This is a genomic window from Wolbachia endosymbiont (group A) of Hedychridium roseum, from assembly GCF_964028325.1.
Classification (GTDB): Bacteria; Pseudomonadota; Alphaproteobacteria; order Rickettsiales; family Anaplasmataceae; genus Wolbachia.
The window spans coordinates 336,430-350,376 of record NZ_OZ034755.1; the positions used below are offsets into that span (position 1 = coordinate 336,430).

Consider the following 13,947-nt stretch of genomic DNA (forward strand, 5'->3'; position numbering starts at 1 on the left):
AAAATCAATTACAATACCACCACTCTCTAGATCTCAGAACTTCTAGTGATATGCACCTTGTGGTAAGGAAAAATCAATATATTCACGATAAATTTACCTCATATCTGTGTTTTATATGTGGAAATTGGAATGGAAATTTATGTAGGCAAAGAAAAAAGAATAGCAAATGTGGTAACTGAGCACTGGAGTGACATAAAAGGACCAGACAGAGATTGGCCAGAAAGGCACGAAATAGACACTGCAGAAATAATGGAGTCATGGCAGCATTGTTTTATCATTGAAGTCAAGGATCAAGGTTATATTTGTGAAAATGCAGGAGAAAAGGCTGTTGAATTCTATGGTTTTGAGAAAAAGACGCGCATTGATAATAAGTATGCAATTGATGCACCATTTTTGCGACTATATAAAATAGATGCAGTTATTGATAAACTTGATGCTGTAATAGAGAGTAAATGCCCAATCAATGAAGAGGAAGAAAGTGAAAGTGTTAAAATGAGGCAAGTATTGTTGCCACTTGGGAATAAAGAAGGTATAACACACATATTGGGCGTAATTACTTTTAAACTCCTTTAATATACAATTTTAATTTGATTCTTTAATAAAATTATTTATACTAATGCTTAATTACTATTAAAGAACTCAATAGTAGTGTTTGTAAATTTATTTGGAATATGAAGAGAATAAAATTAAAAACCAAATCTTCTGTTAAAAAGCGCTTTCACCTTACAGCTAAGGGTAAAGTCATTTCTACTCAGTCAGGCAAAAGGCATGGCATGGTAAAGAGAAGTAAATCTAATATTCGTAATCAGCGCGGTACAACGATTCTTGGTAAATCTGACTCGCGTATAGTTAAGCTTTATATGCCTTATGATATTTAACAAAATGGAGGTAAAATAAAATGGCTCGGGTAAAACGTGGAGTCACTACTCACGCTCGTCATAAAAAAATATTGAAACTGGCAAAGGGTTATAGAGGACGTGCAAAAAGCTGTTATAGAATTGCATTACAAAGAGTTGAAAAAGCATTGCAATATGCTTACAGAGACAGAAGAACCCGTAAACGTGATTTCCGTAGCTTATGGATAATACGTATTAATGCAGCAGCAAGAGAGCATGGGCTTACTTATGGTAGGTTTATGCATGGTCTTACACTTGCCGGCATTGATTTAAATAGAAAAATTCTTGCTGAGATGGCCGTTAATTATAAGGATGATTTTGCCAAATTAGTAGAAGCTGTAAGTGGTAAATTAGCGGAGAATTCTTAAAGCAAAAACACTTGAAAGCGTGAGAATTATTTTCATGGGGTCACCGGAATTCGCTGTTAGTACGCTAAACTTACTATTGAAATCACAGAATGAAATAGTAGCAGTATACACCAAGGCTCCAAAACCTTCAGGACGTGGACAGAAGCCAACGAAATCTCCAGTACATGTTATCGCTGAAGAAAGTAACATAGAGGTATGTACTCCTATCTCTCTAAAGTTTTTGGCAGAGCAAGAAAAATTTAGAAATTTCAAACCAGACGTTGCAGTTGTTGCTGCGTATGGATTGATACTTCCAAGAAAAATTTTGAATATTCCTAAATATGGTTGTATTAATATTCATCCTTCATTACTACCAAGGTGGCGTGGTGCAGCTCCGATACAGCACACAATTTTAGCAGGAGATCAAGAAACCGGGGTTAGCATTATGCAATTGGATGAAGGATTAGATTCCGGCCCTATTTTAAAACAGGAAAAATTTCTTATCGAAAAGAACGATAACTACAAGACATTGCATGATAAATTGTCTGAATTAGGCAGTGATTTACTGCTGAAAGTGCTAAACGAAATTGAAAAACAGGTTCCCTTAAAACAGAACGATAATGATGCATGTTACGCTGACAAAGTGGAAGACTATAAAATTTATGCAAGTGATGCTTGTGAGGTTGCTTATAGAAAGGTTAAAGCGTTTTACCCAAAAGCGTTCATCAAGATAGAGAATAAACGTATCAGGATACTTGATGCTGACTTTGAAGCTCTCGCTTCAGAACAAGGTAAGATTGTTAACGATAATATGCACATAAGTTTAAAAGGTGGCACTTTAATTCCTAAAGTTGTACAAATGGAAGGGAGAAATCCTTGCAGTATTGAAGATTTTATTCGTGGCTTGAAATCAAGCATGGTAAAAAAATTTATAGAATAGACTGCTTTAAATTAGTGTAGAAATGTAATAGCTAAATTTCCTTTTCTTAGATATAATCTTAAAAAACTTTCCGTACAAAAATGAAAATAAAAAGAGCTTTAATATCAGTATACGACAAAACGAATATAATTGATCTTGCATCGTTTTTAATGCAGCAACAAATAGAAATTCTCTCAACGGGAAATACTTATAAAGCACTATCTGATGCCGGAATAAAAACACAAGAGGTCTCAGATTACACACAATTTCCAGAGATACTGGGTGGTAGAGTAAAAACTTTACACCCTAAAATTCATGGAGGAATACTTTGCAATAGAGAAAAGCACAAAACGGAAATGCAAAATCTAGGTGTTGAGCCAATAGACCTGCTTATAACTAACCTATACCCATTTTGGGAGACAGTAAGTAGCGGCTCAAATGAAGATCAAATTATAGAACAAATTGATATCGGCGGAGTGGCGTTAATTAGAGCTGCAGCAAAAAACTTTTGTTTTACTTCAGTTATTTCTAGCATTCAAGACTATGAAGCACTAAAAGCTGAGATGATAAAAAATAACAATGAAACAACATTGGAATATAGAAAACATTTAGCAACCAAAGCATTTGCTCTCACTGCACACTATGATTCTAATATTCACAGTTGGTTTTTATCCCAGAGTAAAAATAATGAGTTGCCAGAGTTTTTTGCACTATATGGACATAAAGTACAAGAACTCAGGTATGGTGAAAATCCCCATCAAAAAGCTGCATTTTATAGTAATCAATTTACCAAATATCCGCTAGAAAAAATACATGGGAAAGAGTTGAGTTATAATAATATAGTAGATATAGAGTCCGCACTTAACATAATTTCTGAGTTTAAAGAGCCTGCAGCAGTGATAATAAAGCACAATAACCCATGTGGCACTGCTGTTAGTGATAATGCTTTGGAGGCATATGAAAAGGCCCTATCGTGTGATGAAGTAAGCAGTTTTGGTGGTATAGTAGCTTTAAATCGGGAGATAGATTTAAAGCTAGCAGAAAAATTAAACGAGATATTTTTGGAAGTAGTGATAGCACCTTCAGTCAGCAATGAAGCACTAAAAATTTTGCAAAGAAAGAAAAATTTAAGAGTGATTATTCATAAATCTTTCCAACAAAATGTGAAATACCAAACTAAAAATGTTGTTGGTGGGTTTTTGGTGCAAGAAAATAATGACCACACAATAAAAGCAGAACAAGTAACAGAATGCACTACAACAGAAAAAGAAAAGGAAGATCTTATTTTTGCCTGGAAAATATGTAAACATGTGAAATCCAACGCAATAGTTATAGCAAAAGATGGTTGTGCTATTGGCATCGGTGCAGGGCAAACAAGCAGAATAGATAGTGTGAACATTGCAGTAAAAAAAGCAGGTGAAAAATGTAAAGGTGCAGTGCTTGCTTCAGATGCATTTTTTCCATTCCCAGATAGCATAGTAGAAAGTGCAAAACATGGAATTACAGCTATAATTCAGCCTGGTGGCTCGCTGAAAGATCAAGATGTGATAAAAGCTGCAAATGAAAATAAAATTGCTATGTTTTTCACTGGCGTTCGCAGTTTTTTCCATTAGGCTTTGTGTCTTATGGCTAGAGATTTTTCCATATCATACCACCATAACTGTACGAACGTTGTGATTTGAGTCCACAAGGTAGGATGTCATTCAAGTAGCCTCCTTCCCCTGTCATCCCAGTGCCCTGACTACTTGGATCCAGATTGGACACTGAGCTGGTGAGTATAAAAGTATAGCTTCTACGTCATACCGTGATTTATTCATGGTATCTCACATAGATCCCGCTAACAAGTAGCGGGATGACGATTCTTCAAATCGTCAAGGTGTCATCCGAGTAGCTTGACTACTTGGATCCAGGAAACTTAACTTTAAATAAGTGGCTGCATAATAAAGACTAGATTCCAGCGTCACGCGCTGGAATGACAAGTTCGCGGCGGCATCCTCGTCATCCCGCCACGGTATCTCTAGATCCCGCTAACAAGCAGCGGGATGACGGTTGTCAGGCTAGCTGTCATCCCAGTGCTTGACACTGGGATGACACCCTACTTAACCATCATACTGCCGCGGTATCTCTTAGCCGCTAACACATAGCGGAATGACGAAGTTATCGTCATTCCACCGCGAACCGTCATACCGCGATTCATTCGCGGTATCTCATCCGCTAACAAGAGATCCCGCTAACACGTAGCGGGATGACGGTTGTCGTTTAGCTACAAACGTTAAGAAACTTACCAAACGAAAAAAAGGCAAAAGAAGCCCCGTGGTGCGAGTTTTGACTCTATATTACTGTAAGTGGCGCTGTAATAATGTGCTAACGCTTAAAATAAGCGCGATTTGGCTGAATGTAGAAAAAATAAAAAAGACATGTAGCCGCTATAATTTTATGTAATTCGCCAATAAATACCCTGAGTTTTTTACTGAATTTTGTCATTGAGCCTGCAGGTCAAAAACAAGTTTTGAGTCATAAATACCCTTATTGTCATAATAAGGGGGCTGGCGGAGTTTGTCAAGAAATTTTCTTATTTCATTTAAATTGCTTGTAACCTTCTTATACACTCGTCTTTACCAAGAATCACCATGATATCGATGATTCCAGGTGCATCCATTACTCCAGTTATAGGGGCACGTAATGAGTGGTATACACTGCTTATTTTCATATCATGTGATTTTGCACATTCCTTGATCTGAGAAGATAAAAAACCCTTATTCCAATTTTCATCACCGATCTTTGACAGAAATGATGCGAGTAACTTAATTATATTGAGGTTAGATTTGACAATTTGACAAGCTTCTTCACTTAAATCAAGTGGCGGATCTTGAATATAAAATTTTGCTAAATCCAATAATTCGGTCAGGTAATTTGCTCTTTTTTTCAGCTCTGTCAGTCCCTGCAGTAAATAGCCCTTTTTTTTGTCAGTTAGAGTATTTTCTCTAAGCATTAGAGTCAGAATATCTTCATTGCTCATATTACTAATATAGTGGTTATTCAAATGCTCCAGTTTTTTGAAATCGAGCCGTGCAGGTGAACGACCAATACTTTCTAAATTAAACCACTCTATTGCTTGCTCATCGCTAATAATCTCATCGTTGCCGTGACTCCAGCCAAGTCTCAGCAAGTAATTACGCATCGCTTTTGGCAATATTCCCATCTTTTCATAATCGCAAACGCTTGTGGCACCATGCCTTTTGGATAGCTTATTCCCATCTTCCCCATGGATAAGCGGTACGTGTGCAAAACGTGGAACATCAAAATCAAGAGCCTGGTATATTAGCAATTGCTTAAAAGTATTAGTGAGATGGTCAGAACCGCGTATTATATCAGTTATTCCAGCATCATGATCGTCAACTACCACGGCGAAAATATATGTTGGAGTGTTATCAGAGCGTAAGATCACTATATCATCAAGCTGGTCGCTATTTACTTTGATTTGGCCGTATATTTTATCATCAACGACGATCTCTTGCGAGTCTGGCACTTTGAAACGGATAACTGACCTCACACCCGATGTCATTCCAGCGCGTGACCACATATTTTTTTCTGGATCCCAGTGTCGAGCACTGGGATGACAAGAAGGAGGTTTTGTAGTACATTTATGCTTGTATATCTTGCCCTCTTCTCTTGCTTTTATTTTCTTTTCTGCAACTTCATCTTCAGGGCAGTAACAGTGATACGCCCTACCCTTCTCAACTAAAAGGTTTGCTACTTCTTTATGCCGCTCTATTCTTTTTGACTGATATACTATTTCTCCATCATAACTCACACCGAGCCATTTTAGCCCTTCTATAATTGCATCAATTGCTTCTTGTGTTAAACGTTTTCTGTCGGTGTCCTCAATCCTTAGCAAAAACCTGCCACCATGGTGCCTCGCGTAGAGCCAATTAAATAAAGCAGTACGAGCCCCTCCAATGTGCAAAAACCCTGTTGGTGATGGAGCGAATCTAGTGACTACGTCTGGCATATTTGTCTATTACAGTAATGTAAATGATGATAGCTAAAATTTATGCTTGCAACAATGTGGAATTTATTTATTCTGAGAGATAAGATTTACTTGTTTTTCATAAGTTATGTTGTATAATTTATTATTGGTTGAATATAGCGAGGTGAGTTATGGATGGACTTGTAGATATAGCAAAATTGCTTTCAGATAATGAAGCTACTGTCAGTTGGCGTTACACCGGCCCTTTTGATAAAACAAAACAAATAGTACGGGCAGATAATCTCTTGCATCTAGCTGCAAGAATACCAAAAAAAGATAAATTTGTAGACATTTGCAGGAAGAACATTGCTTCTGTAACTGCGCATAATGAATATGGAAATAATCCATTTCATGAAGCAGCAAGGAGTGGGATTTTGTTGCCTGCAGTAAAAGAGATTGTGCATTACTTAGAGACGGAAGCTGATAACAAAATTACAAAAGCAGAAGAAGCTGGAGATCGGAAAGAAGTAAGCAGATTGAAAGAGGAACTCAAATGTAATAAAAAATATATTAAAGATGCGCTCTGCAGTAAAGACCATGCTTTTAATAAGAAAAGGGAAACTCCTCTTTATTACTTAGATGCTGCACAACAGAAAGAAATTAAGCAAATCGCAGACATAAAAGACAGCTTTATATGTAATCAGAAGTTTCACCTGTGTTTATATATAGTAGGGGCTATAGCGTGTATTGCTGCCTTGTGTTTATCTTTATATTTTCTGTATCTATCTTCTCAGACTTTTGCACTAAGCTCGATGGTTGCAATAGCTTCTGGCGGAGTCACATACCTGTCAGTTAAGGCATGTAACGAGATACATGCCTTGCATAACGAAAGCACTTTAGTGGAAACTAATGTACAACTTGCAGGAGAAGGTTTGGGTGTTTGATGAAGCTAGAAATTACTTGCAGGCAATGATATAGAAATTTACTTTCTTAACTTAAGAAAGTATACTGATACGATGACGGAAAAGAAGTACAGTAAGATTTTAATAGCAAACAGAGGAGAGGTTGCTTGCAGGATTATCAGAACTGCCCATAAGATGGATATATCTTGTGTATGCGTATATTCGGATGCGGATATAAATTCTGTGCATGTAAGGCAAGCAGATGAGTCGAGGTATATTGGCCCTTCGCCATCTTGCCTCAGTTACTTAAACATCGAAAAAATATGCGAGGTAGCAGTTGAAACAGGTGCACAGGCAGTTCATCCTGGTTATGGGTTTTTAGCGGAAAATCCAGATTTTCCACGTGCTCTTCAAAAACATAATATAGACTTCATCGGTCCCAGTGCAGAAACAATAGAAGTTACAGCCAATAAAATAACGGCAAAAGAAGAGGCAAGAAAGGCTAGAGTAAATGTAGTACCAGGATATATGGGCAAGATTAAAGATGTCGCTCATGCAGCCATCGTTGCTGAAGAAATTGGCTTTCCGGTTATGCTTAAAGCTGCATCAGGCGGTGGTGGCAAAGGAATGCGAATTGTAAATTCCAAAAAAGAAATTGAACTAGCGTTCACATCAGCAACAAATGAAGCAGAGAAAAGTTTTAAGGATGGCAGTATCTTTATAGAGAAATATATAGAACTACCAAGACATATTGAAATACAAATCATAGCAGATAAATATGGCAATATAGTGTGTCTTGGAGAAAGAGAATGCTCGATACAAAGGAATAACCAGAAAATAATGGAAGAAACGCCAAGTCTATTCATTAGTGAAGAAGTAAGACAAAAAATGTATGTCCAATGTGTTTCTCTGGCAAAGCAAGTTGGCTATTTTTCAGCAGGCACTGTTGAGTTTGTTGTAGATAAAGACCAAAACTTCTATTTTCTTGAGGTAAATACGAGATTGCAAGTTGAGCATCCAGTAACAGAATTTATAACTGGAATAGACATAGTAGAAGAAATGATTAGAACTTCCTGTGGAGAGAAATTGAGATTCAATCAGGATGATATTAAACTTACTGGTTCTGCAATAGAAAGTAGAATTTGCGCTGAAGACCCATCGAAGAAATTTTTCCCTTCCAGCGGAAGAATAAAATATTACGATAAACCGGATGAAAATGATTATGTAAGAATAGATGATGGAGTTGCTGCAGGTTCAGAAATTAGCACGTTCTATGACTCAATGATTGCAAAAGTTATAACATATGGAAAAGATAGAGTAGAAGCGATCAGTAGAATGCAAAAAGCATTGTCTGAATGCTATATAGAAGGAGTAACAAATAATATAGAATTTCTAGAATCCATCTTCCATCACCCAAATTTTATTGCAGCAAAGCTCCATACGAGATTCATTCCAGACCATTACCCTAGTGGGTTTCACGGCGATTTTGTTACAGAGGAGTATATTAAAATATTTATTTTCACTGCGTTATATGTTCATTTGGAAAATGAAGAAAGGTACCATCATAAAGCAGTGAATGAAACACCTCAGGTGTCATTCCAGTGCGTGACACTGGAATCTAGTAAAAAAGAAGGGGCACCAGTATCAGCTACTCGGATGGCAGGTGACCGTGCAAGAGATTTATTCATAGTGAATATAAATGACAATGAGTACTCCGTAAGTGCAAGATATCAAGATAATATATTAACAACAGTATATAACCACAATACATACTCTGTAGTAGGCAAGTGGAAATCAAGTCATAAGTTACTATATATTACAATTAATGATGATGCTGATATAACATTTAAAGTAGAAAAACAAGGCAGCAAATACTTCATAAGACATGCAGGCATGAAAGCTGAGTGTTGTATATTTAAGCCTCATGTAGCTGAATTAAGTAGGTTAATGCTAAATAATGAAACAGAAGGGATTTCAGCAGATGCTGTAAAATCCCCAATATCTGGCTTATTAGTTAAGTTGCACGTAAATATAGGAGATCAGGTGGAAATAGGACAACCTTTATTTGTGGTGGAGGCAATGAAAATGGAAAATATCATATGTGCTGAAGCAGCAATGGTGATAAAAAATATTCTCGTTCAAGAAGGAAAAAATGTGCAAATTGGTGATGTAGTATTAGCTCTGCTTTCTTAAATAACACAAGAAGTATAAACTTGACCCAAACAAGATAAATGAAAACACTTGATGAGCTATGGCAATGGCTATTGGTATGTGCAATAATAGAGTAATTACACCCAAAATGATCTGAATAATAACGGAGAGCAGCATAATATATACCGGTTTTACGCTAGCATTTTTTACTGTGAGTATTACTACCAAAGCTAGTATTAGCAATGCCAGTGCTCGATGTATAAATTGCACTGTTGCTCTGTTCTCAAAGATATTCAGCCATATAGGGTGTAAGAAAAATAAATCTTCTGGAACGATTTGTCCGTCCATTAGTGGAAAGGTATTGTAAATCAAACCAGCATTTAATCCCGCAACAAACGCACCGAAAATTATTTGTATTACAATTAGGGCCAAAATCATCCCTGTGTAGTATATAGTGTCACTACTAATCTTAAGTTTAGTTTGCTTTGGCCTGATTTGGTAATCAAAAAATTGATATGACAATAATGCAAAGACAATTAATGCTAATAATAAGTGAAGTGCAAGCCTATAGTGGCTAACATGAGGTTCAGTTACTAAACCACTTTTAACCATATACCAACCAGCAAAAGCTTGTAAAGCTCCAAATAATAATGCCACAAATAGCCTTATTACTACCTTTTTAGATATTTTTCTTCTTAATGTAAAATATATAAATGGCAGGACAAAAACTAAACCTGTTAGTCTTGCAACCAATCTGTGTACATATTCTATTAAGTATATAGCCTGAAATTCCTCCATACTCATACCATAGTTGAATGCTTTATACTCAGGTGTAGTTTCATATTTTAATTTTTCTTGTAGCCAATCTTGTCCACTCAGTGGTGGCAATGTTCCAGTGATGGGTTTCCACTCCGTGATTGACAATCCTGCTTTTGAAAGTCTGGTAAATCCACCAATCCCCACCATGAGAATTACCATAATACAGCAGAGAAAAAGCCAAATAGCTACAGGTTTTGATTCCATAAACCATGCTGAGTTTTGTTCCATCGCTCAGGGTAAAGAATAAATTCCCATAAGGCAAGAAAAGCTGCAACACTATGTAGCAGACTATAGACCGGAAAAAATATCGATACTATATAAAAATAAAAAGGCATCTTTTGCTGTTTGACAGCTATTACCAAAAGAATCAGGTTAGTAACGTATACCACTACAAAGTAGTACAAAAATAATTCATTTAAAACTTTAGTTAATATCAATGAAAGCAGTAAAAATGGAGTAGTAAAAAATATAAAAGCTGCAGAGCCAACAAAAAGATTCAATAGCAAAATTCCCTTAAATCCAGTGTGTTTATAAAGTGACTTTATATTTTTTAAATGAACAATATAAGTTTGCATATAGCCTTTGATCCAGCGCGCTCTTTGCTTAATCCAAGCAAATACAGCAATTGGTGACTCTTCCAATGTTTCTGAGTCAATCATCCTGGTTTTATATCCCATTTGCGCAAGTCTCAAACCAAGGTCAGCATCTTCGGTAACACTATAAGCATCCCAGAAAAACAATTTTTTTAGAATTTTTACTGAAAAATGATTACTGCTACCACCCAAAGGCATTGGCATGTTCATTTTTTGGAATCCAGGCAATAAGTATTGAAACCAGTTCATATACTCCAGAGAAAAGGATTTTGTCAGAAAATTATGATCATAATTATAGTAATTCAACCTTGCCTGTACACAGGCAAGCTTATCGTCGCCCTTATTAAATTCAATCAGTGCTTTTTTTAACTGCAATGGGTCTGGTTTATCATCCGCATCATATATTACTGCATACTTTCCTCTAGCAAAGCTCATAGCATAATTGCATGACTTGGCTTTTGTTCTAGGCAAAGAATGAGGCACTTTTATTACTTCAAAATACTGTGGTAAAGTGTACTTTTCTATAGCTGCTAGCGTTTCCTGGTCATCACTTTCTACCTGAAGCTTCACATCTAATTTCGATTTTGGATAATCCAAACTTTCAATGCTTTCGATCAATTGCTCTATCACTGCACTTTCTTTAAAAGCAGGCAATAAAATAGTATATATAGGAAAATCTTCTTCATTCAGCTTACTATAATCCACTTTTTGGTTGGAGGTTTCACATAAGTTAAAAATTGTAGCTATAAACTTGAATAAATAACTAGAACATCCGATTATAAATATCAACATCAAAGCAAAATATGTATATTTCTCTGTTAGTGTTAAAATTGAAGTTACAATAAAGAAAGAAGCAAAAAATATTGAGCTTAGTTTAATGCTTTTAGCTGAAAAATTAGCATTCTTGTAATATAAGTAGTTGCTTGCAAATTCTGAAATACCAAAGTGCGAGTTAAGAAGATTTAAAATCTGTTCGCTATCCACTTTTATTAATACATAGTCAATACCGTAATGAGCTTCGACCCAACGGTTGATATCTCGGCTTGTGTCTTCAACCATAAAAAAAGTAGTATCATTTAATTTTTGCCAAGGAATTATATTAAATTTATAGTAAAAAAGTTTCTCTTGCTCTTTGCATAAACTAGAATCAAACTTAATTTTTCTACATTATCAGCTTGAAGTATAGGCAATTGTTGCATTAAACCTAATGCAATTTTTTATTTAAGTCACGTGAAAATGAAGATATGACCTCGCTACTACGCTTATCATCTTTACGTTCATGCATTATTTTTTTTACAGCATCAGCAGCTATATTCGCTGTGTTAGCCTGTAAGTCTCCAAGAGCTTTTTCAACTTGGTCAGTGACTTTCTTCAAGTTAGAATGGGCATTGTCATCTAATGTCTGATCTAGCTGCTGTCTATTGTGCTTAATGATACTATTAGCTTTATCAAGTGCTTCATTCATCATTTTATTAACTTCTGCATCTAATTCTTTGTATTTTTCAGAAGATTTTTTGTAATACTCCAACATATCTTTCCTGAATTTTTCAGTTTCTTCACTTGAAAATTTGCTTTTGTTACGCTTATTGTTAAGCGCATTTTTTATCACTTTCTTTAGCAATTTATACGAAAGGACAAAACTTACCAAGAAGGCAAGACCGATAATCAGTGATGTAGACATAAAAACCCCTAAAATTCTTTGGACACCAAGTCAGCAACAAACTCCTCTTCAATTTCAGAATTGGTCAATTTAGTATAATAAATTAAAGCAATACTAGTAGCCATTTGTTTTAACTGATCAGTATATTCAGATTTAAATTCTGCCACTTTTTCTTCAATAAGCTTGCTCATTTTTTTGTCTTCCTCTTCTAATATATTCTTAACATTAGCTCTCATTTCTTCTACCTGAGCAAGTGCATCATCTATGATCCTTTTTGCCTGTATTCTAGCTTGGTTTAAAGCGGCATTATACTTGGCAATCTGCTCTTCCGTGAGTCTTAAAAGATGAACAGAACTATTAAAAGAATCCAATACTTTTTTACTTCTAGTGCTTATTATTTCATCTAACTTTGGTAAAAATAAACAACTTACTACAAAAAAAAGTGAAGAGAAAAAAATTAAAAACCAAAAAACTTGAGAAAAGAAGTTTGAAACATCAAGCTGTGGCATGTGTTAAGCAACAAATATTAATAATACTGCAAGTAAAAACGCAAGCAATCCCATTATTTCAACCATAGCAGCACCAATATAAACGTAAGTTTTCATTTTACCTTCCGATTCAGGATTCCTCGCAATCCCATTCAGCATAGCAGAAAAGATATTAGCTATACCTAAACCAGCACCGAGCATTCCAAACGCAACTAAACCAATTGCTATAAATTTTAAAGCTACTAAATCCATATATTACCTTTAAACATTTCTTTATAATATAATTGTAAAATATTCTGCAAGGAAGTCAATTACTTTACTGCATCTGACAAATATACACATGTTAATATAGTAAATATATAAGCTTGTAAAACTGCAACAAATACTTCAAACCCTATCAATGCAATTATGAACAAAAACGGCGCAGGAGTGAGAAATATGTTCATATTTACAATAAACCCTGCTATCACTTTGATAATTGTATGACCCGCAATCATATTTGCTGCAAGCCTTATTGATAGGCTAATCGGCCTTACTAAATAAGCAAACAACTTAATAATAATTATTATAGGTGCAAGCCACGAAGGAGTTCCTTTTGGTAGCAATATGCGTAAAAATTCTACTCCCCTTTCTTTAAATCCAACAATCGTTATATAAATAAAAACCACCATCGATAAAGCGAAGGTGACTATCACATGACTTGTGACCGTGAAACTATAAGGAAGAACACCAACCAAATTACATGATAAAATGAAAATAAACACTGTAAATATCAATGGAATGTGCTGCAAGCCTTTGCTTCCAGTGTTACTTTCTATTATTGAAACAACAAAATCATATACATATTCAACTGCAGCTTGCAAATATCCTGGTATTACTGACCCCTTCTTTATTCCAAAAAGCAAAAAGAGTATCACCAATATCACCGAAATCATCATGAAAAGAGATGAATTGGTAAAGCTTACGTCATACCCAAATAACCTAGGTAACTCTATTATTGTATATACTTTAAACTGTTCCAGTGGATTTAATGCCATTTTAATCTGAACTATAAACAGTAAATAAAGTATGAATTTTATAGGACAAAGTCAAGAATTAAGATAAAGCCCTGTATCATTATAACATTGATACATTAACAAAATATGTAATTAGAGTGTTAATTACAGTCAGCTCTGTATTTTAAAACTTACTAATCTTATTAA

At 35.3% G+C, this 13,947-nt stretch carries 14 protein-coding genes; 7 read left to right on the forward strand and 7 right to left on the reverse strand.

Features of this window, described 5'->3' with window-relative positions; all coding sequences use genetic code 11:
• The first annotated feature begins 129 nt into the window (after positions 1-129).
• The 5 genes from ABWU23_RS01530 to purH all read left to right on the forward strand — a co-directional run bounded on the left by ABWU23_RS01530 (position 130) and on the right by purH (position 3,775).
• Complete coding sequence (locus tag ABWU23_RS01530; RefSeq protein WP_253309455.1) at positions 130-573, forward strand: PAS domain-containing protein; 444 nt, start codon at positions 130-132, stop codon at positions 571-573.
• A 98-nt stretch (positions 574-671) separates the two neighbouring features.
• Positions 672-878 carry a 50S ribosomal protein L35 gene (gene rpmI, locus ABWU23_RS01535; protein WP_253309456.1) on the forward strand — a complete coding sequence of 69 codons (207 nt, stop codon included), beginning with the start codon at positions 672-674 and terminating at the stop codon, positions 876-878.
• A gap of 20 nt (positions 879-898) precedes the next feature.
• Positions 899-1,264 (forward strand): 50S ribosomal protein L20, encoded by a 366-nt coding sequence (gene rplT / locus ABWU23_RS01540; protein WP_064125369.1) that lies wholly within the window; start codon positions 899-901, stop codon positions 1,262-1,264.
• 19 nt (positions 1,265-1,283) lie between these two features.
• On the forward strand, positions 1,284-2,183 hold the full coding sequence (gene fmt / locus ABWU23_RS01545; RefSeq protein ID WP_253309457.1) for a methionyl-tRNA formyltransferase: 900 nt from the start codon (positions 1,284-1,286) through the stop codon (positions 2,181-2,183).
• Positions 2,184-2,263: 80 nt separating this feature from the next.
• Positions 2,264-3,775 (forward strand): bifunctional phosphoribosylaminoimidazolecarboxamide formyltransferase/IMP cyclohydrolase, encoded by a 1,512-nt coding sequence (gene purH / locus ABWU23_RS01550; RefSeq protein WP_253309458.1) that lies wholly within the window; start codon positions 2,264-2,266, stop codon positions 3,773-3,775.
• 968 nt (positions 3,776-4,743) lie between these two features.
• On the opposite strand, the gene gltX is transcribed toward purH, so the two are convergent.
• Positions 4,744-6,174, reverse strand: coding sequence for a glutamate--tRNA ligase (gltX, locus tag ABWU23_RS01555; protein WP_253309460.1), 1,431 nt, complete (start codon positions 6,172-6,174; stop codon positions 4,744-4,746).
• A 149-nt stretch (positions 6,175-6,323) separates the two neighbouring features.
• On the opposite strand from gltX, the gene ABWU23_RS01560 reads away from it, so the two are divergent.
• Positions 6,324-7,076, forward strand: a complete 753-nt coding sequence (locus tag ABWU23_RS01560) for an ankyrin repeat domain-containing protein (RefSeq protein WP_253309461.1) — start codon at positions 6,324-6,326, stop codon at positions 7,074-7,076.
• A 72-nt stretch (positions 7,077-7,148) separates the two neighbouring features.
• Entirely contained in the window at positions 7,149-9,227 is a 2,079-nt protein-coding gene (locus ABWU23_RS01565; protein WP_353270684.1) for an acetyl-CoA carboxylase biotin carboxylase subunit, read from the forward strand.
• Here ABWU23_RS01565 and ABWU23_RS01570 read toward each other — a convergent pair.
• The 6 genes from ABWU23_RS01570 to ABWU23_RS01595 form a co-directional block, all read right to left on the reverse strand.
• Positions 9,210-10,208, reverse strand: coding sequence for a COX15/CtaA family protein (locus ABWU23_RS01570; protein WP_253309463.1), 999 nt, complete (start codon positions 10,206-10,208; stop codon positions 9,210-9,212). The two genes, ABWU23_RS01565 and ABWU23_RS01570, sit on opposite strands and share 18 nt — an antisense overlap.
• On the reverse strand, positions 10,190-11,656 hold the full coding sequence (locus ABWU23_RS01575) for a glycosyltransferase family 2 protein (RefSeq protein ID WP_253309464.1): 1,467 nt from the start codon (positions 11,654-11,656) through the stop codon (positions 10,190-10,192). Before ABWU23_RS01575 ends, ABWU23_RS01570 begins: the two co-directional genes overlap by 19 nt.
• Before the next feature lie 145 nt (positions 11,657-11,801).
• Complete coding sequence (locus ABWU23_RS01580; protein ID WP_064125097.1) at positions 11,802-12,278, reverse strand: hypothetical protein; 477 nt, start codon at positions 12,276-12,278, stop codon at positions 11,802-11,804.
• An 8-nt stretch (positions 12,279-12,286) separates the two neighbouring features.
• A complete protein-coding gene (locus ABWU23_RS01585; protein WP_264688424.1) occupies positions 12,287-12,766 on the reverse strand; it encodes a hypothetical protein in 480 nt (159 codons plus the stop codon).
• Between the two features lie 3 nt (positions 12,767-12,769).
• Positions 12,770-12,997, reverse strand: coding sequence for a F0F1 ATP synthase subunit C (locus tag ABWU23_RS01590; RefSeq protein WP_250294934.1), 228 nt, complete (start codon positions 12,995-12,997; stop codon positions 12,770-12,772).
• Between the two features lie 59 nt (positions 12,998-13,056).
• Complete coding sequence (locus tag ABWU23_RS01595) at positions 13,057-13,782, reverse strand: F0F1 ATP synthase subunit A (protein ID WP_253309466.1); 726 nt, start codon at positions 13,780-13,782, stop codon at positions 13,057-13,059.
• Positions 13,783-13,947 lie beyond the last annotated feature (165 nt).

What these genes read in the sequence shown, in the direction of transcription:
- ABWU23_RS01530 (WP_253309455.1), top strand. Translation starts at nt 130, where the DNA reads ATGGAAATTTATGTAGGCAAAGAAAAAAGAATAGCAAATGTGGTAACT.
- rpmI (WP_253309456.1), top strand. Translation starts at nt 672, where the DNA reads ATGAAGAGAATAAAATTAAAAACCAAATCTTCTGTTAAAAAGCGCTTT.
- rplT (WP_064125369.1), top strand. Translation starts at nt 899, where the DNA reads ATGGCTCGGGTAAAACGTGGAGTCACTACTCACGCTCGTCATAAAAAA.
- purH (WP_253309458.1), top strand. Translation starts at nt 2,264, where the DNA reads ATGAAAATAAAAAGAGCTTTAATATCAGTATACGACAAAACGAATATA.
- gltX (WP_253309460.1), bottom strand. Translation starts at nt 6,174, where the DNA reads ATGCCAGACGTAGTCACTAGATTCGCTCCATCACCAACAGGGTTTTTG.
- ABWU23_RS01560 (WP_253309461.1), top strand. Translation starts at nt 6,324, where the DNA reads ATGGATGGACTTGTAGATATAGCAAAATTGCTTTCAGATAATGAAGCT.
- ABWU23_RS01565 (WP_353270684.1), top strand. Translation starts at nt 7,149, where the DNA reads ATGACGGAAAAGAAGTACAGTAAGATTTTAATAGCAAACAGAGGAGAG.
- ABWU23_RS01570 (WP_253309463.1), bottom strand. Translation starts at nt 10,208, where the DNA reads ATGGAATCAAAACCTGTAGCTATTTGGCTTTTTCTCTGCTGTATTATG.
- ABWU23_RS01575 (WP_253309464.1), bottom strand. Translation starts at nt 11,656, where the DNA reads ATGGTTGAAGACACAAGCCGAGATATCAACCGTTGGGTCGAAGCTCAT.
- ABWU23_RS01580 (WP_064125097.1), bottom strand. Translation starts at nt 12,278, where the DNA reads ATGTCTACATCACTGATTATCGGTCTTGCCTTCTTGGTAAGTTTTGTC.
- ABWU23_RS01585 (WP_264688424.1), bottom strand. Translation starts at nt 12,766, where the DNA reads ATGCCACAGCTTGATGTTTCAAACTTCTTTTCTCAAGTTTTTTGGTTT.
- ABWU23_RS01590 (WP_250294934.1), bottom strand. Translation starts at nt 12,997, where the DNA reads ATGGATTTAGTAGCTTTAAAATTTATAGCAATTGGTTTAGTTGCGTTT.
- ABWU23_RS01595 (WP_253309466.1), bottom strand. Translation starts at nt 13,782, where the DNA reads ATGGCATTAAATCCACTGGAACAGTTTAAAGTATATACAATAATAGAG.